Raw genomic sequence first — 17,834 nt, 5'->3', positions numbered from 1 at the left:
AACAGGATCACCAACATGAAATTCTTCGTCGACACCGCTGAAATCGATCAAATCGCAGAACTGAACGATCTGGGTATGGTGGATGGGGTCACGACGAACCCGTCACTGATCCTGAAGTCGGGTCGCGACATTCTTGAGGTCACAAAAGAGATCTGCGACCTGGTCGATGGCCCCGTCAGTGCCGAAGTTGTTGCAACCGAAGCGGACAAAATGATTGCTGAAGGTCGCCATCTGGCTGAAGTTGCGCCAAATATTGCCGTTAAGCTGCCATTGACCTGGAATGGCCTGAAAGCCTGTAAGGTACTGACAGGCGAAGGAAAAATGGTAAATGTAACGCTTTGCTTTTCGGCAAATCAGGCACTGTTGGCCGCAAAAGCGGGTGCTACGTTCATTTCCCCCTTCATTGGCCGGCTGGATGACATTAACCTAGATGGTATGGATCTGATTGCAGATATTCGTCAGATCTATGACAACTATGGGTTCGAGACGGAGATTTTGGCAGCTTCTATCCGGTCGGTGAATCATGTGCTGGACAGTGCGCGGATCGGCGCAGATGTGATAACGGCACCACCAGCTGTGATAAAAAAGTTGGCCGAACACCCGTTGACTGATAAAGGACTTGAAATGTTTCTGGCTGATTGGGCAAAAACAGGCCAGAAAATATTGTAACGATATAACGATAGTGGTGGGATCGTGGAAAATCAGCGTGAGGAACAGCTAGAGCAGCCTGCACAGATCGCTGAGGATGTGCGCGCAAAAATAATCGAAGAACCTGATCTTATCCTTGAAGATCAGGATGTTATGCGGGCGTTGGTCGATGGCAACACTCAGTCGATGGGTGACAATATCATTGATCTGCGTGGCATTGCCATGCAACGGCTTGAATCGCGGTTGGACCGCTTGGAAGGCACTCATAAATCCGTCATCGCCGCCGCCTACGAAAATCTGTCGGGCACAAATCAGGTGCATCGCGCCATTTTGTCGATGCTGGATCCGCTGGAATTCGAAGATTTTCTTTGCAACCTGAACGGTGACGTTGCCCAAACCCTACGAGTCGATGCCATTCGTCTGGTGCTGGAAACGGTGCAATCTGATCCTGATTTGAATGTTGATCAGCTGGATGACGTTCTGATCGTTGCCGAACCCGGGTATGTCGACAATTACATCACCTTCGGCAACGGCGTCACTGAACGCCCTGTTACTCTGCGCAGCGTCGAATACATTGACGAGGCGCTCTATGGCGAAGGGGCCGAGGAAATTCAGTCAGAGGCCTGCATCAAACTTGATCTGGGCAACGGACGTCTGCCTGGCATGTTGGTCATGGGATCGAAGGATAAAGATCAGTTTCAACAAAGCCAAGGCACTGATCTGTTGACCTTTTTCGGCGGGGTTTTTGAAAGATCGATGCGCCGCTGGTTGTCGTGACCCAGATTTCGCCTGCCGCACGCGATGCACTTGAAAACTGGCTGAAACATCAAAAATCGCTGTCGACATCGTCTGATAACACGATCACAGCTTATCGCACGGACGTCGTCGCTTTCCTGACATTCATGACGGGTCACAAAGGCGGCCCCTTGGGTATCAGCGCCTTTTCCACCATTAAAATCAGCGACATGCGCGCGTGGATGGCCCATGAGCGGGGGCGCGGTATCAGCGCACGGTCTTTGGCGCGGATGCTGTCGGCAGTCAAAAGCTTTGTCCGATGGCTGGCCGAGCGTGAAGGGTTTGGCCCCACCGCCATTCTGGCAACGCGATCCCCGCGCTTTCAGAAAAAACTGCCCCGGCCTTTGGCCAAAGACGCCGCAAAGACGCTGATTGAAACGGTTGAGCTGCAATCCATGATACCCTGGGTCGCCGCCCGCGATGTGGCTGTTGTGACGTTGCTGTATGGCTGCGGTTTGCGCATTTCCGAGGCCCTGGGCCTGACCGGGCGAGATGTGCCTTTGTCCGAAAGCCTTAGAATTATCGGCAAGGGTGGAAAAGAACGTGTTGTTCCGGTGATCGGTGCTGCGCGCGATGCGGTTCAGGCCTATGTCGACATCTGCCCGCATCCGATCACGCCTGATACGGCGCTGTTCAAAGGCGTTCGTGGCGGCGCCTTGTCCCCCCGTCTGATCCAGAAGGTCATGCAGCAAACACGACTGCAGCTTGGCCTGCCCGCAACCGCGACGCCGCATGCAATGCGCCACTCATTTGCAACGCACCTACTGACGGCGGGTGGTGACCTGCGGGCGATACAGGAATTGCTGGGGCATGCCAGTCTGTCGACAACCCAGGCCTATACCGCCGTTGACACCGCCCATCTGATGGAAGTTTACGAAAAAGCGCACCCAAAAGCCTGATTGAACTACCGATTTTTTTACGTCATGACATTTTGATGAGCCAACGTATCAAAGCCCTTCTAGTGCATCTTTTCACCGCAACCGGCGCCGTTTTCGCGATGCTGGCCCTGATTGCTGCGGTGGAAGAGGACTGGAGCATGATGTTCTTGTGGCTGGTCGTGGCCCTGGTGGTCGATGGCATCGATGGGCCCTTGGCACGGCGATACCACGTCAAATCCCACGCCCCCGAATTTGACGGCGTGCTGTTGGATCTGATCATCGACTATCTGACCTATGTCTTCATTCCGGCCTATGCGCTGTTCAAATCGGGGTTGCTGACGGGTTGGCCGGGTTGGTTTGCGTTGATTGTCATCACCTTCGCCTCAGCCATGTATTTTGCCGATACCCGCATGAAAACAAAGGATAATTCATTTGCCGGATTTCCCGGATGCTGGAACATGGTTGTGATTGTCCTGTTCACAACGCAACCGGGCGATTTGATCGTTCTGGGAATTGTGACCGTCCTGGCCATCGCGATGTTTGTCCCGTGGAAATTCATTCACCCGGTGCGAACCCTACGCTGGCGACCGTTGTCGCTGACCATGATGATCCTTTGGACGATCTGTGCGGTTTGGGCCGCTTGGGTGCAGTTTGACCCCAATCCGTGGATCATCTGGGCGCTTTCGATCAGCAGTCTCTATCTGGTGCTGGTCGGGTTGGTGCAGCAGGTATTTCCGGCGTCAAAGGCCTGATCCATCGGAAAAAGATAGAAACTGTTAACTAATTTGCCCCATCAAGGTGAACAGATGGTAAATCAGTTCAGAGGCCGGGTGTAACGTCGGATGGGGCGGTTTTGCAGATAACGCCAGTTCTTTTGTGTGGAGGGTCGGGGACCCGTCTTTGGCCACTGTCGCGGGGCAGCTACCCAAAGCAGTTTGCATCGCTGTTGGGGGACGAAAGCCTGTTTCAGGCGGCCGTGCGCAGATTTAGGGCGTCTGACTTCACACAGCCCATGGTCGTCACGGCTGATCCGTTCCGATTTATCGTTACAAAACAACTGGATGTGGTTCAGGCCCGCCCGACCGATATCCTGATTGAGCCTTTCGGGCGAAACACCGCACCCGCCGCTGCCGTGGCGGCATTAAGGGTGATGCAAGGCGACCCTGATGGTCTTATGGTTCTTGTTCCCTCGGATCACGCGATTTCTGACGCCAGGCAATTTCGTCAGGCGGTTAGGGCGGGCGTGCCAGCAGCGCTGGATGGTCAGATCGTGACCTTTGGGATCGTGCCGACGCGGGCCGAAACCGGCTATGGCTGGATCGAAGCGGGAACGCAGACGTATCCAGACACCAAAACACTGGTGCGGTTTACCGAAAAGCCGGATGCACCGCAGGCCCAGGCTTTCTTGAAAGACCCCAATTACCTTTGGAATGCAGGCGTTTTTTTGACCAAGTCCCGCGTTCTGATCGACGCCTATGCCGCTTATGCGCCTGATATCCTGGCTGCGGCGCGTCAGGCGCTGGAAGACGCGCAAATGGATCTGGGCTTTACCCGGCTGGACCAAAATGCGTGGCAGGCCATGCCGGATCTGTCGATCGATTACGCGATTATGGAGAAGGCAGACAACATGGCTGTCGTCCCCTTTGACGGGCAATGGTCTGATCTGGGCAGTTGGGGGTCGGTCTGGCAGGAAAGTGAGAAAGATAACGATGGCAATGCGTTAAGTGAAAACGCAACCGTGCTGGATTGCGAAAACACGCTGTTGCGGTCCGAGGCGGACGATATCGAGTTGGTTGGAATTGGTTTGAAAAATGTGGTGGCAGTAGCGATGCGTGATGCAGTGATGGTGGCCGATATCTCAGAGGCGCAAAATGTGAAACAGGCTGTGACGGTCCTGAAGGAAAAACAGACCCGTCAGGCCGACCAGCTACCGATCGATCACAGACCCTGGGGCTGGTTCGAAACGCTGGTGCTGGGCGACCGGTTTCAGGTCAAACGCATCCATGTGCATCCGGGTGCATCGCTTAGCCTGCAAAGCCATGTGCACCGGTCGGAACACTGGATCGTGGTGGCTGGAACCGCGCGTGCGACGGTGGGCGAAACCACGAAACTGTTGTCAGAAAATGAGTCGATCTATGTGCCGTTGGGCGTGCCGCACAGGCTGGAAAACCCGGGCAAAGTGCCGATGGTCTTGATTGAGGTTCAGACGGGCAGCTATCTGGGCGAAGATGATATCGTGCGGTATGATGATGCTTATGCGCGTAAGTAAGCGATTAGACTCAAGAGGTCCCGGATCAAGTCCGGGACTGCGACAGAGTTTGGCAAACATGCGCCGCCCCTGAAATCAGCACAAAATTTCAATGATGAAACAGCTCTTCGCTGGCGTGGCCCAGTCTTAGCAGGCGTTCTTCGGCGAAGGGCATGCCCAGCAAAGTAACCCCGACGGACGGTGTGTGGGTGGGTAGTGTCAGACCGCATAGGCCCATCAGATTGCCGATGCGTGTGTTTCGCAGGGCCAGCAGGTTTTGCGTCACGAAGTAATCGGAATCCGCGATCAGGCGATCAAGTTTGGGCGGCATGTTGGGGGCCGATGGGACGATGGCCGCGTCGAAGCCCGACAGGCGGGCCAGAAACGTGGTGCGCAGCTGATCCAGCTTTTGCCAGGCGGCGACGTAGTCCGGGGCCTTCACCTGGGCCCCCGCGCGAAAACGTTCGCGGACCTGGTCGAACATCATATCCGGGTTAGCCTCAATCATGGTGCCCCATGTGCCATAGGCCTCGGCCGTGAAAAGGGGACCGGCGATGGCTATTGCTTCGGCCACCTCGGGCGCGTCGACCTCGACCAGGATAACCCCTGCCCTAGCAAGCCGGTCAAGGCTGGCGGCGAATTCGGCCGCAATAGGTTCGGCCAGATCGTCGTGCGCCACGGTTTTCAGGACCATCATGCGGCGCCCTGAGAGCCCCGCACCGTTCAGATCGATCGGCGTGTTGCCCTCAAGCACTGCCAGCGCCAATGCCGCATCTTCGACCGAATGGCACAGCGGGCCGACGGTATCGAACTTCGGACAAAGCGGGACGACGCCCTGCAGCGACACCCGGCCCGAGGTTGTTTTCAGCCCGACCAGATCGTTCCACGCCGCGGGCAGGCGCACCGACCCACCGGTGTCGGACCCGATGGCCAGAGGCGCCAGATGAAAGGCGACCGAGGCCGCGGCCCCCGACGATGACCCGCCCGACACCGCCTGATCGTCATTCACACAGGGCGGCGTTGCGGTGACCGGGTTATAGCCCAGCCCCGAAAAGGCCAGTTCAGACAGATGGGTTTTGCCCAGGCAGATCAGGCCCATGGCGGTTGCGTTTTTCAGGACCTGCGCGTCGTCATCAGGTATGCGGCCCTTTAGCAGAGCTGATCCGGCCTCGGTCGCGGTGCCTGCGGTGTCGAACAGATCTTTCCAGGATGCGGGCACACCGTCCAGCGGGCTAAGGCGCTGCCCGGCCTTGGCGCGGGCGGCGGCGGCTTTCGCCTCGGACAATGCCCGTTCGGGGGTCAGGCGGGCATAGATGCGATCTTTCAGCGGGTGTGCGTTGATGGTGTCCAGAAAGCCCTGGGTCAGCTCAACCGGGTCAATTTCACCCGCCGCAATGCCACGGCCCAGGGCGGCTGCGCCCATTTTCTTCCAACGCCACATGTGACCCCCATGGATGGTTTTGCGGCAAGGTAGCGACAGCCAAACGCATGGACAATCCCGATCCGATGCCCATATTGCCAAATATGGAAAATATAAGCGATATTTTGATTGTGGGGGCCGGGTTAAACGGGTCAGCCATGGCGATTGCAGCCGCACAGGCGGGCTTTCGTGTGACGCTGGTCGACAGCCTGCCCACAGCGACCCGACGCCTGCCTGCTTTTGACGGGCGCAGCTATGCGCTGGCGCTGGCGTCACAACGGTTGTTGTCGGCCATCGGGGTGTGGGGTGCGGTTAGGGATAGCAGCCAGCCCATTTTGGAAATCAAGGTATCAGACGGTCGTGCGGGCGAAGGGGCGTCGCCGTTTTTCATGCATTTCGACCATGCCGAGATTGAGGAAGGCCCGATGGGCTTTATGGTCGAGGATCGGCATCTGCGGCGGGCGTTTCTGGATCAGATCAAGGCCGAGGATCGCATCACTTATATCCCCGAAGAAACGGTTATCACGCAAGAGGTTCACGCGACCCATTTTGTCGTGACGCTGGCGTCGGGTCGTGATCTGGCCGCGCGGATGATTGTCGGGTCGGATGGGCGGCAAAGCGGAACGGCGGAACGCGCCGGGATCAAGCGGACCGGGTGGGATTACGGGCAGACGGCGCTAGTTTGCGCGATTGAGCATGAAAAGCCCAACAACGGCATTGCACATCAGTTTTTCATGCCAGCCGGACCCCTGGCGATTTTGCCGCTGACGGGCAATCGGTCGTCGATTGTCTGGGCGGAAAAGACGGAAACAGCGGCCAAGATTACGCAGATGAGCGATAGTGATTTTCTGGATGCCCTGCGGCCGCGGTTCGGGGATTTTCTGGGTCAGATCAAGCTGGCCGGCAAACGGTTTTCCTATCCGCTGAACCTGACGCTAGCGAATAGTTTTGTGGCGGACCGGCTGGCGCTGATCGGGGATGCGGCCCACGGGATTCATCCGATTGCGGGTCAGGGGCTGAACGCCGGGCTGCGGGATGTGGGGGCCTTGGTTGAGGTTCTGGTGGAGGCACGGCGGCGCGGCGAAGATCACGGTACGCGCCCGGTGCTGGACCGGTATGAAGGCTGGCGGCGGTTTGATTCAGCCACGCTTGCGCTGGCGACAGATGGATTTAACCGGCTGTTTTCGAATGATAATGCGCTGCTGCGTTTGGGCCGTGATCTTGGGATGGGGCTGATCAACAAGCTGCCCCGTGCACGTCGCGCCTTTATCCGAGAGGCCGCGGGGCTGACCGGCGACGTGCCGAAGCTGTTGCAGGGGAAACCAGTTTAGGACAGCTTGCGCGCCTCATCCACCAGCATGATCGGAATGCCGTTGCGGATGGGAAAGGCCAGTTTGGCCCGTTTTGAGATCAGTTCCTGCTGGTCCGCGTCATAATCCAGACGCTCATGGGTTTGCGGGCAAACCAGTGCCTCAAGCATATGGCGGTCAAAGGTGGTTTCGGTCACTGCAGAATTTCCTCGCTGGTGCCGCCGCGCAGGGCGAATTCCATCAGCGTTATCAGCGTTTCGCGGCGCGTGGCAAGCGACGGGGCCTCGAGCAGGGCCTGTTTATCTTCGGCGTCGAAAGGACAAAGCATTGAAAGTGAGTTGATCAGCAATTCGTCTTCGGCCTCTTTCAGGCTGCTCCAGTCTGTTGACAGTTGCTGCGCTTCGAAAAACTTGCCCAGAAGGTCCAAAAAACCTTCGCGTTTAAAGCCAGTGTCATGTTCGGGTGCGCCGATATCGCGTTCGAAGCCCTTCCACGATACCTCGCACCGGCGGTAAGGGGTGAAACCGGTGATCTCACTCGTGACGCGAAACCTGCAAATTCCGCTAAGCGTGATCATATAGCGGCCGTCCTCGGTTTCGGAAAACGCCGTAAGACGCCCCGCGCAGCCGATAGAGTGAAGACGTTTTTCATCGGTCCCTGGCACTTCGTAGGGTTGGATCATGCCCAGCAGCCTGTGCGATGTCTTTAGCGTATCATCCAGCATCGCCAGATAGCGCGGCTCAAAAATATGCAATGGCAGCCGGGCACGGGGCAACAAAAGCGCCCCGGGCAGTGGAAAAACTGGAATGACGTCGGGCAAATCCGCAAGTTTCAGCATAGCGGTCTACCTAGGCCGATTTGGGTATTAGACAAATATCATCGATGAAAGTTTGCGACGTCCGTTCAAGGCAATCGGATCTTCGGGTTTCAGGGCGTCGAAGATGGTGAAAAGCTGTGTTTTTGCGGCCCCGTCGTTCCAATCCCGATCGCGGCGGAAAAGTTCCAGCAACTCGGCTACGGCTTCATCCACCTGACCACCGGCATGCAGGGCTGTGGCCAGATCAAAACGGGCCTGATGGTCGTCGGGGTTGGCGTCGACCTGGGCCTTCAGATCACCGATGGGACCGGCCCCGGCGGCTTGTTTGGCCAGTTCCAGCTGAGCGTGGGCGGCCTCAAGTTCGGGCGCGTTGCTGATTTCAGCCGGGGCGCCGTTCAGGATGGCTTCGGCCTGATCCAGATCGTCCATGGCCAGATGGGCGCGGACCAGCCCGCCATAGGCCGCGGCATTATTCGGTTCTTCGCCCAGAATGGCGGCAAAGGTCTGGGCCGCGTCAGCAGCGGCACCTTCTGCCAGCATCGCCTCGGCAGCTTCGACCGCGTCGGCCAGACCGCCATCGTCACCGGTCAGGGCGACGACGCGGTCGATAAACTGCTGCACCTCGGACGCGGGCAAGGCGCCCTGGAAACCGTCAACCGGCTGCCCCTGCCAGAACGCATAGACCGTCGGCATCGACTGGATGCGCAACTGTGCGGCGATCTGTTGATTACGGTCAACGTCAACCTTGACCATTTTGACCTTGCCACCCGCCTTGGTCACGGCATCTTCCAAAATAGGGCCTAATGTTTTGCAAGGCCCGCACCAGGTGGCCCAGAAATCGACGATGACGGGAACGGTCTGGCTGGCCTCGATCACGTCGGCCATGAATGTTGCTTCGGTCGAATCTTTGATCAGGTCGCCCGCGGGGGCATCAGAGGTTTGGCCTAGTTCAATCATGTCTCAGAATCCTTCTGTTGGACGTGATATGTGGAATGACGCGGCAGTTGTCAAAGGTCGAACGTCGCAAAAACCGGGGCATGGTCACTGGGTTTGTCCCAACCGCGCGCATCGCGCATGATACGAGAGCTGTGCGCGGCCCCCGCGATATCAGATGTAGCCCAGATGTGATCCAGCCGCCGCCCTTTGTCGGCCGCATCCCAATCCCGCGCGCGGTAGGACCACCAGGAATAAAGCTTGCCATCGGGAATGTCTTTGCGCGTCACATCCTGCCAGGCCCCAGCATCCTGGGCGGCTTTCAGGTGGTCGACCTCAATCGGGGTGTGGCTGACGACTTTCAGCATCTTTTTGTGGTCCCAGACGTCATGGTCCAGGGGCGCGATGTTCAGGTCACCGACAAGGATCGATTTCTGCGGTTTGTCTTGGTGGAAGGCGTCGCGCAGTTCGGTCAGATAATCCAGTTTCTGGCCGAATTTTTCGTTCTGTTCGCGATCCGGTGTATCGCCGCCCGCGGGCACATAGTGATTGTGGATGGTAACGCCGTTGTCTAGCCGTGCCGAGACATGGCGCGCGTGGCCGAGCGAGGCGAAATCGGTGCTGCCCACATCCTGCAGCGGCTGTTTGGCCAGGATCGCAACGCCATTGTAGCCCTTTTGCCCGCGGGCAACCATGTGGGTGTAGCCCAGCCCGTGAAACGCCTCGACCGGGATTTTGTCGACGGGGCTTTTGCATTCCTGCAGGCACAGAATATCGGGCGTCTCTTGCTGCAGAAGTTTCAGGACAAGCGCTTCGCGCAGGCGGACCGAATTGATGTTCCAGGTGGCAACGGTGAAAGGCATGGGGCACTCCGACAATGGTGCCCTAACAGCCCATAAAAAAGGGCCGGGCACAAGGCCCGGCCAGTCCAACAGGGAGGTACATGCCATAACCCCGGCATGTGGGGGATTTCAGGCTCGGTCCGTAGAGCGATGCTGGTACCCTAACGGACCGATGTACTGGTCAAACAACTACTCGTTATGCCACCAATCTATAGCCACCGGATTCGGTCACAAGAAGGCGCGCGTTTGACGGATCTGGTTCTATTTTTTGTCTCAATCTATAGATATGCGTTTCAAGTGTATGTGTTGTGACACCCGCATTATATCCCCAGACTTCGTGCAGCAGAACGTCCCGCGCGACGACGCCTTCGGTGGCGCGATAGAGGAACTTTAATATATTGGTCTCTTTTTCTGTTAGGCGGATTTTCTTGTCGTCTTCGGTGACCAAAAGCTTCTGCGCGGGCTTAAAGGTGTATGGCCCAAGCTGGAAAACGGCGTCTTCGGATTGTTCGTGCTGTCTTAATTGTGCCCGAATGCGGGCCAAAAGCACCGGAAACTTAAAAGGCTTGGTGACATAATCATTTGCGCCTGCGTCAAGGCCCAGGATGGTATCAGCATCCGAATCATGGCCCGTCAGCATAAGAATCGGGCACTTCACACCCTGCTTGCGCATCAATCTGCACAGTTCACGGCCATCGGTGTCGGGCAGGCCCACATCCAGGATCACCAGTTCGTAAAGCGATTCGCGTGTCTTCTCCATGGCCTCGGCACCGTTGCCAGCCTCAAACACGTCGAAATCTTCGGTCATGACAAGCTGTTCGCTAAGCGCTTCGCGCAGATCCTCGTCATCATCGACAAGCAATATTTTCTTAAGCTGAGCCATCTGCATTCTCCGGTTTTGTTGAAACCCACATGGAACGCGATCACGCATCTGACAAGATTTCCTGCAAAAGGATCACGCTGTCGTGTCAGGAATCGCCTAAATGTTTCATCTTGCAACAAGATCGGCTAGGTCATCGGTATGAGTTTTGCACCGAATCCCATAGAACGCCTTGCGCGCGCTCGGTCTGATCTGCGCATGGGTGTGCCCGTTGTGATTGCGGGTGAAGAATCTGCTGTCGTTTTTGCGGCTGAGACATTGACTGAACGCCGTTGGCGTAATGCGCTTGTGCAGTTGGACGAGCCATTGCTGGCAATCACAGTGTGGCGTGCTGATACCTTGCGGGCACGGGCCTATGACGGTGATCTGGCGCGTGTGAAGATCCCGAAGAAAGCGAAAATCGATTGGATGCGGTCGATTGCAGATCCTGCCTTCGATCTTGAAATACCGCTGAAAGGGCCGATTCGTACTGAACGTGAAGGATCAGCGGACCTGCATCGCGCCGCGATCAAGTTGGTGAAATCCGCACGCCTTTTGCCGGCGGCCATTGTATTTCCTGTTCCCAACGCCTGGACGTTTTCATCTATCAACGATTTGACAGCGGTTGAGCTGGATAGTCTGGGGATGGTCGATGAACCCCGTGTCATGACCGATATCGTGCGCGCCCGCCTACCGCTTGAGGTATCCGAGGCAGGACAGTTGCATGTGTTTCGCCCAGATGATGGCGGGGAAGAGCACTATGCCATCGAAATCGGCCAGCCGCCGCGGGATAAGCCCGTTTTATCGCGGCTGCATTCGGCCTGTTTCACCGGTGATCTGCTTGGATCCCTAAAATGCGATTGCGGCCCGCAATTGCGCGGTGCATTGCGTCATATGGGCGACGAGGGCCACGGCGTTTTACTGTATCTGAACCAGGAAGGGCGCGGTATCGGCCTGGCCAACAAGATGCGCGCCTATTCCCTGCAGGATCAGGGCTTTGATACGGTTGAGGCGAACCATCGGTTGGGTTTCGAAGATGATGAACGCGATTTCAGGATCGGCGCAACTATTCTGAAGACTATGGGCTTTTCGGCCGTTCGGCTGATGACGAATAACCCCGCCAAGGTCGCCCGGATGGAAGAAAATGATATTACCGTTGCCGAAAGGGTTCCTTTACGGGTGGGCGAAAATCGCCACAACGCACATTACCTAAAGGTCAAGGCCAGTAAATCAGGGCATCTTTTGTGACACCTGAAGATTTGGTTGTCACACGTCGGGGGGTGCGATTTTGGAGGCAATTTTTTCCCATAAGTATTGGGCGTGGTGGTTTGAGCGACAACAAACGTGAAGGCGACGGCGCGACACCACGGGGCATTCACAGGATCGTTGGGCTGCTGTATCGGCCTGATCGTCTGGCTAAACCGGTCAATTGGGCTGTTCCGATCCGGCCCTGCGATCTTTGGTCGGATGACCCGGCGGATGATAACTATAACCTTATGGTGCGCGCGCCGCACAGGTTCAGCCATGAAAGGCTGCGCCGCGCCGATCCGCTATATGATCTTGTCCTGATCACTGATTGGAATTGGCCGCAGGCGGTCAAAGGCAAGGGGTCCGCCATTTTCCTGCACCAATGGCGACGACCCGGCTATCCGACCGAGGGCTGCGTGGCCTTCCGGCGGGATCATCTGCAGTGGATCGCGCAACGGATCACCTATCAAACACGTCTGATCGTCAAGTAGCCGCAGGCGCCGGGCGTTCGCCAAAGATGGCGGACCCGACGCGGATATGCGTCGCACCCTGGGCGATGGCGCGTTCGAAGTCACCGCTCATGCCCATAGACAGGCCAGTCAGTCCGTTCCGGGCGGCAATCTTGGCGAGCAGCGCGAAATGAAGTGAGGGTTCCTCATCAACGGGCGGGATGCACATCAGTCCAACAACGGGTAGGTCAAGTCTTTGACATTTCTTTATAAAATCATCAGTTTCGGTCGGAATAACGCCAGCCTTCTGATCCTCTTCGCCCGTGTTGACCTGAATGAACAAATCCGGGCAGTGACCCAACTCCTGCGCCAGTCGGGCCAGGGTCTGGGCCAGTTTCGGACGATCGACGGAATGGATCGCGTCACATTGCTCCATCGCCTGCCGCGCCTTGTTCGTCTGCAGCGGCCCGATCAGATGGACGGATGTATCCGGAAAACGGTCCTTAAACGCGGGCCATTTCGCTGCGGCCTCTTGCACGCGGTTTTCACCGAAAAGACGGTGCCCCTGTTCCAAAACCGCCTCAACGCGTTCATTCGGCTGCTTTTTGGATACGGCGATTAGATGGGTTGAGCTCGGAACGCGGCCCGCCTTTTCTTCGGCCTTCGCGATCTTTACCTTGATCTCAGCCAGCGACATCAGCGTCCCCCCATTCATCCAGAAAGGGCTGCATGTCATCGCGGTACTTTTCCCAGTTGCGGGTGGATGAGGTATAGATCAGCTGACGCACCTGATGGATACTGAGGGTTTTCACCTGGCGGTCGTTGCTGCTGTAATCCAGACAGGCGTCGTCCCAATCCAGCCCCGCCGCGGCGATCAGATTTCGAATCTGGGAATCGGGGTCGGAAACCAGATCTTCGTAGTTGATCTGATGAAAACACTCGGGCCATTTTTCACGCCAGAAGTCGATGATCTTATCCGACGCCTTGATGTACCGCGCCAGGTGTTTCAGATCATAGGCATAGCGGTGAGTACCATCGGCGAAGACGTTTTTGTAGATCGACAAGGCGATGTCGCGCGGGTCACGGCGCACAACGATGATCCGGGCCGACGGGATGGCATATTTCAGAAAACCCATGATCAGGTGGCTTTGGATTGATTTATCGGTGATGTGGCTGTCGAAATCCCACTGCTCGCGCAGTTTGTCCTGATAGGTCGTGGCAAAGGTCTTGATATCATTGGATTTCACATCTGCCATCGGTCGGAATGTTGTGGGCGATGTCTGAAGCAGACCATAGGCCAGTTGCAGGCCGTGGCGCATTTCGCCGCCCGCGGTGACCTTTGGGTGGCTTGAGATGATCTGTTCCACCAGCGTCGTGCCCGACCGTGGCAGGCCTGTCACGAAAATGGGTGCAAAACTGTTGTCTGGCTTGGTTTCGGGTTTGAAATCAAAGCCCTGGAAGCTGTCGATCAGCGCATCAATTTCGGCCTCGCGCGCGGCGATGTCATAGGGGAAGGCTTTGGCCATCGCGCGGTTGGCGGGTGTCAGGTATTTGAAGACCTTTTCGGTTTGGCCGGTTTCCTCCATCGCTTTGGCCAGCGCAAACCCAAGGTGGGTTTTGCTGCGCCCTTTGACCTGGGGGTTTTGATAGGCCTTTTTCATTGTGGCGATCAGCGGGTCGCCCGGTTTCAGCTTTTTCGTGGCCAGGTACGTGCGGTACAGATCGCCGTCTAGTGGATTGAGTTTTAAGGCCTTTTTGAACTCAACCTCGGCCGCTTTGAAATCGCCCATACGCTGCAGCAACAGGGCTTTGTCGGCGCGGGGTTTGATAGACTTTGGGGCCAGGTTGATCAGGGCGTCATAGGATTTCAGGGCGTCAGTTTCGCGGTCGGTGCTGGCCAGCAACGCAGCTTCAGCCATCAGGATCGCGGGTTCGGTGGGTTTCAGCGCCTTGGCCTTGGTCAGATGGTCCAGTGCCAAGGCGGTGTTTCGTCTGGCTTGCGCGATTTGTCCCAGTTGGAAATGCGCCTCGGCCAGTTTGGGGGCGATGGCCAGAATGGCTTTGTAAATCGCCTCGGCCTCGGCCAAGCGGCCAGTCTTCTGCAGTTGCAGCGCCTGTTTGAAGGATGACGGTATTTGCGCGGTTGAGATATTCAGCATGGATCGCCCTGATCAGGAATTCCTCCAACTGCTATCACCCTATCCCCCCAAAAGAAAAGAGCGGGCAATGCCCGCTCTCTCTTTAAGCATGTGACGTTCGATTAGAACGAGAATGCCAGACCCAGTGAGAAGTCGTCGAAAGACTCGTCATCATCACCATCGTCCAAAGTGCTGATTGCATAACCAGCTTGAACAGATGCACCACCGCCTAGGTCATAGGCACCGACAAGGGCAAGACCTGAAGCTGAGCTATCATCGTCAAAATCAAAGATACCGTAGTTAGCATGCAATGAAACAGGGCCTGTTTCATAACCGACACCAAGGCTGTAGTGGCTTGAGTCTTCTCGGAACAGGACATCACCGGTTGTGTATGTGAAGCCAGCTTCAAAACCATTGCCGAAATCGGCTGCAACACTTGCACCAATAATATCAGCAGAGTCTTCATCATCAGAACCACTGGCTTCGAAATCGATCGATTGGTAACCTAGGCCTAGGTCAAGATCTACACCACCAAATTGTGCAGCATAGCTAACACCAACAGCAAAGGCATAGTCGATCTCGGCTACAGGCTGATTTATACCAACATTAGAAGAAGTAGTGATAACGTCGTCACCAGTACCCAGAATACCATCAGGTCCAGCATCTACATCTGTTGAGATTTCAAATGAATCTCCTACATCACCTGTAGATTCACCTTGCTCAATCGAGACTGCAAATCCAAAGTTTCCGATTGTGTTGTCGTAACGCAGGATCTGACCGTCATAATCACCAGCGCCATCGTGATAAGCGCCGAAGTAACCAGCATGCTCAGTCTCTGTGTCGCTGATTGTGCCTGGGTTGCCGATGTTACCGGCTTCAGTCATCGCCCAGTCCATAGCACCATCAGTGTCACCCAAGGTGATTGTACCGAAACCACCCGAGATGAAGACACTAAAGTCCGCATCATCTGTTTCGCCATCAGCATCCAGGTCAGGTGCTTCATCCAGATCAACAGATGTACCGAAAGACAAGCCGCCGTCCGTTTCACCAGTCATTGTGAACTTTACGTCAACATCTGTCCAGAATTGAGTTGTCGATTCCAGATCATCAATGTCTATGTCACCATCGAAGTTACCGAAACGATAGTCACCACCAACAAGGCCCATTTCGGCCGAGCCGGAGATTTCAATTTCAGCCAAGGCAGCGCCTGAGAAGGCGACCAGAGCTGTAGTAGCTAGGAGAGTTCTTTTCATCGTTTTCCCTCGTTTTTTCAAAAACGTGCACCTCAAGCCGGGGGAATCCGGTTTGGGTATGCAGCGTATTTCTAGCTTTCGTAGGGTGATTGCAAGGAACGCCGCAAAACTGGACGTTAACAAAGCCCCGGTTGGTGCATCTTTGCCACAAATCTGATCACACTATTGTAATTATTGGAAATGACAGGCCCTTGTAGGCCAAAGCAGGCTTGGGTATTGGAGTGTGGATCGTTTGGATGGAGCTTTTGCGATGCGCCTCACTTATTTGGCTAAATCAGGCATTGTTTTACTACTTTTGGTATTGCTGGCGGGCTGTGGCGACACCTTCAGAAGCATTACCGAGCCGAATGATGTTGAGGTCCCCGATGAAGACCCGCGCGTTCGGCAATCGACTGTGTGGGATTTGTTCAGCAATAATGATGACCCCAACACCAAGGTGGCGGTGAATAAATATCTGTGGGATGCGTCGCTGGATGTGCTGAATTTCATGCCGGTTCAGTCGGCCGATCCATTTTCGGGAATCATCGTGATGGGGTTTGGCACGCCGCCCGGCGGGAATCGCGCCTATCGCGCGACAATCTATGTACGTGATCCGGCGCTGGATGCGCGGTCTTTGACGGTCGCGCTGCAGACGCGCAACGGGCCTGCGTCGATTGAAACGGTTCGGGCTGTCGAAGACGCCATCATGACACGGGCGCGTCAGTTGCGGATTGAGGACACGCAGCTTTAAAGGCTATGCACCCAGTCCAGCTGTTGCGGCAGGCACTTTGTCTGTAGATCGTAGTTTTCCACGATATGCTGCCGCGCCGCCCGCCCAAGGACAGCGCGTTTGTCAGAATCATCTAGCAAGGCGCTAATATCCTGAACCAGCTGATCCTTGGCAAAGAAATCGACCAGAATGCCGATTTCATCATTTCTGATTAGTTCCCGGACAGGGCTGGTGTCGCTGCCAATGATGGCGCATTCGGCGCTCATCGCTTCCAGCAGGCTCCAACTCAGGACGAAGGGGTAGGTCAGATAGACATGGACGGTCGAGACCTGCAGGAATTTCTTGAAAACCGGATAATCGACCCGCCCCAGAAAATGCACACGCGCCCAATCGTTGTCGCTGATCTGCGCGCGGACCTCATCAATGAACATCTGCTTCCAGCTTTTGCCTCCATCGGGCGCTTTTGAATAGCTGACACTGTCACCGCCCACCATCAGCACATGCGCGTTGGGGCGGGCGCGCAGCAGTTCCGGCAAAGCGCGCATAAAGATGTGATAACCCCGCATCGGCTCAAAATTGCGGTTGATAAAGGTGATGACTTCGTTCTGGCGGGTCAGGGTCGGGCCATCCGGCACCCGAAAGACGACATCCGGATCGGGGCGCACGTCATTTGTGTCAATGCCGTCATGAATGACCGAAATGCGATCCTGAAACTGCTTGGGGAAGGTCTGAAACTGAAACTGGGTGGGTGTGATGCCGGCCTTGGCAAATTCGAAATGCAACTTTGTGCTAAGGTTTTTCATATCCAGACGGCACATCGCATCGGTCGTCACGGGGTCCTGAAATTCAGGGTCGAAGTAATTCGTCTGGTCGGTCGTATCGTAATAAAGTTCACAAAAAATCCCCACACGGGCGTTGGGCCAAACACGTGGCAGGTATAGGCTTTCACCCCACCCGGGGTGGCTGACGATGATGTCGGGGGTGAACCCGGCCTCTTTCACTTGCAGCGCCGCGCGATAGCAGGCCTCGGCCCGGATGATCTTGGTCTCAAAATCGATCAGCCAGGGATGTTCAGATGTCTGAAATCGTTTCTGCAGCGGATAGGGCAGGATATCGACGCCGCGCCACTGTTTGCGTTCCTTGAACCGGCAGGTCAGGGCGACAACGCGATGCCCTTGCGCCGCCAGCGCGGGGGCCAGATGTTTGAACTGACCCGGAAAATTCTGGTGGATGAAAAGGATATTCATACGGGCCTGCACAGTTTTGGTGGACAGGTGCTGTTGTGAC

19 protein-coding genes are annotated in these 17,834 nt (G+C 56.1%); 9 read left to right on the top strand and 10 right to left on the bottom strand.

All coding sequences use genetic code 11. The features are described from left to right. The first annotated feature begins 15 nt into the window (after window positions 1-15). The 5 genes from fsa (at window position 16) to H7848_RS01385 (ending at window position 4,590) form a co-directional block, all read left to right on the top strand. Window positions 16-669: a fructose-6-phosphate aldolase gene (fsa, locus tag H7848_RS01405; protein ID WP_208347397.1), complete on the top strand. Its 654-nt coding sequence runs from the start codon at window positions 16-18 to the stop codon at window positions 667-669. Between the two features lie 24 nt (window positions 670-693). Next, window positions 694-1,425, top strand: a complete 732-nt coding sequence (locus H7848_RS01400; RefSeq protein WP_208347396.1) for a DUF484 family protein — start codon at window positions 694-696, stop codon at window positions 1,423-1,425. Further along, the gene (locus H7848_RS01395) at window positions 1,422-2,342 is read left to right on the top strand and encodes a tyrosine recombinase XerC (protein ID WP_208347395.1); all 921 of its coding nucleotides are present in this window, start codon (window positions 1,422-1,424) and stop codon (window positions 2,340-2,342) included. Before H7848_RS01400 ends, H7848_RS01395 begins: the two co-directional genes overlap by 4 nt. A gap of 35 nt (window positions 2,343-2,377) precedes the next feature. After that, window positions 2,378-3,073 (top strand): CDP-alcohol phosphatidyltransferase family protein, encoded by a 696-nt coding sequence (locus H7848_RS01390; RefSeq protein ID WP_208347394.1) that lies wholly within the window; start codon window positions 2,378-2,380, stop codon window positions 3,071-3,073. Between the two features lie 101 nt (window positions 3,074-3,174). Continuing rightward, window positions 3,175-4,590: a mannose-1-phosphate guanylyltransferase/mannose-6-phosphate isomerase gene (locus tag H7848_RS01385; RefSeq protein WP_208347393.1), complete on the top strand. Its 1,416-nt coding sequence runs from the start codon at window positions 3,175-3,177 to the stop codon at window positions 4,588-4,590. A gap of 88 nt (window positions 4,591-4,678) precedes the next feature. On the opposite strand, the gene H7848_RS01380 is transcribed toward H7848_RS01385, so the two are convergent. Then, complete coding sequence (locus H7848_RS01380; RefSeq protein WP_237072487.1) at window positions 4,679-6,010, bottom strand: amidase; 1,332 nt, start codon at window positions 6,008-6,010, stop codon at window positions 4,679-4,681. Window positions 6,011-6,057: 47 nt separating this feature from the next. Between H7848_RS01380 and H7848_RS01375 the strand changes: the two genes are divergently transcribed. Beyond that, the gene (locus H7848_RS01375) at window positions 6,058-7,320 is read left to right on the top strand and encodes a UbiH/UbiF/VisC/COQ6 family ubiquinone biosynthesis hydroxylase (RefSeq protein WP_208347391.1); all 1,263 of its coding nucleotides are present in this window, start codon (window positions 6,058-6,060) and stop codon (window positions 7,318-7,320) included. Here the strand turns inward: H7848_RS01375 and H7848_RS01370 are convergent. From H7848_RS01370 to H7848_RS01350, 5 genes are all read right to left on the bottom strand, one after another. Next, a complete protein-coding gene (locus H7848_RS01370; protein ID WP_208347457.1) occupies window positions 7,317-7,469 on the bottom strand; it encodes a Trm112 family protein in 153 nt (50 codons plus the stop codon). The genes H7848_RS01375 and H7848_RS01370 overlap by 4 nt on opposite strands. Before the next feature lie 23 nt (window positions 7,470-7,492). Beyond that, a complete protein-coding gene (locus H7848_RS01365; RefSeq protein ID WP_208347389.1) occupies window positions 7,493-8,137 on the bottom strand; it encodes an LON peptidase substrate-binding domain-containing protein in 645 nt (214 codons plus the stop codon). 27 nt (window positions 8,138-8,164) lie between these two features. Beyond that, the gene (gene trxA, locus H7848_RS01360; RefSeq protein WP_208347387.1) at window positions 8,165-9,073 is read right to left on the bottom strand and encodes a thioredoxin; all 909 of its coding nucleotides are present in this window, start codon (window positions 9,071-9,073) and stop codon (window positions 8,165-8,167) included. A 50-nt stretch (window positions 9,074-9,123) separates the two neighbouring features. Beyond that, the gene (locus H7848_RS01355) at window positions 9,124-9,912 is read right to left on the bottom strand and encodes an exodeoxyribonuclease III (protein ID WP_208347386.1); all 789 of its coding nucleotides are present in this window, start codon (window positions 9,910-9,912) and stop codon (window positions 9,124-9,126) included. 175 nt (window positions 9,913-10,087) lie between these two features. Continuing rightward, a complete protein-coding gene (locus tag H7848_RS01350) occupies window positions 10,088-10,774 on the bottom strand; it encodes a response regulator transcription factor (protein ID WP_208347385.1) in 687 nt (228 codons plus the stop codon). Window positions 10,775-10,912: 138 nt separating this feature from the next. On the opposite strand from H7848_RS01350, the gene ribA reads away from it, so the two are divergent. After that, the gene (ribA, locus tag H7848_RS01345) at window positions 10,913-11,998 is read left to right on the top strand and encodes a GTP cyclohydrolase II (RefSeq protein WP_208347384.1); all 1,086 of its coding nucleotides are present in this window, start codon (window positions 10,913-10,915) and stop codon (window positions 11,996-11,998) included. Next, window positions 11,995-12,489: a L,D-transpeptidase family protein gene (locus tag H7848_RS01340; protein ID WP_208347383.1), complete on the top strand. Its 495-nt coding sequence runs from the start codon at window positions 11,995-11,997 to the stop codon at window positions 12,487-12,489. The genes ribA and H7848_RS01340 overlap by 4 nt, the downstream gene beginning before the upstream one ends. Here H7848_RS01340 and H7848_RS01335 read toward each other — a convergent pair. The 3 genes from H7848_RS01335 to H7848_RS01325 form a co-directional block, all read right to left on the bottom strand. Continuing rightward, window positions 12,482-13,144: a YggS family pyridoxal phosphate-dependent enzyme gene (locus H7848_RS01335; RefSeq protein WP_208347382.1), complete on the bottom strand. Its 663-nt coding sequence runs from the start codon at window positions 13,142-13,144 to the stop codon at window positions 12,482-12,484. The two genes, H7848_RS01340 and H7848_RS01335, sit on opposite strands and share 8 nt — an antisense overlap. Continuing rightward, window positions 13,131-14,606, bottom strand: a complete 1,476-nt coding sequence (locus H7848_RS01330; protein ID WP_208347381.1) for a sulfotransferase — start codon at window positions 14,604-14,606, stop codon at window positions 13,131-13,133. The genes H7848_RS01335 and H7848_RS01330 overlap by 14 nt, the downstream gene beginning before the upstream one ends. Before the next feature lie 101 nt (window positions 14,607-14,707). Continuing rightward, the gene (locus H7848_RS01325) at window positions 14,708-15,838 is read right to left on the bottom strand and encodes a porin (protein ID WP_208347379.1); all 1,131 of its coding nucleotides are present in this window, start codon (window positions 15,836-15,838) and stop codon (window positions 14,708-14,710) included. 250 nt (window positions 15,839-16,088) lie between these two features. Here H7848_RS01325 and H7848_RS01320 point away from each other — a divergent pair, with 250 nt between their 5' ends. Beyond that, window positions 16,089-16,568: a DUF3576 domain-containing protein gene (locus H7848_RS01320; RefSeq protein ID WP_208347377.1), complete on the top strand. Its 480-nt coding sequence runs from the start codon at window positions 16,089-16,091 to the stop codon at window positions 16,566-16,568. Here H7848_RS01320 and H7848_RS01315 read toward each other — a convergent pair. Further along, complete coding sequence (locus tag H7848_RS01315) at window positions 16,565-17,794, bottom strand: glycosyltransferase (RefSeq protein ID WP_208347376.1); 1,230 nt, start codon at window positions 17,792-17,794, stop codon at window positions 16,565-16,567. The two genes, H7848_RS01320 and H7848_RS01315, sit on opposite strands and share 4 nt — an antisense overlap. Between the last annotated feature and the right edge of the window lie 40 nt (window positions 17,795-17,834).

Origin of the sequence: Pseudaestuariivita rosea (assembly GCF_017592335.1) — a bacterium.
Classification (GTDB): Bacteria; Pseudomonadota; Alphaproteobacteria; order Rhodobacterales; family Rhodobacteraceae; genus Parasulfitobacter; species Parasulfitobacter rosea.
Note: the sequence above shows the minus strand (reverse complement) of the source record. Positions and strands in the feature narration are given on the sequence as shown.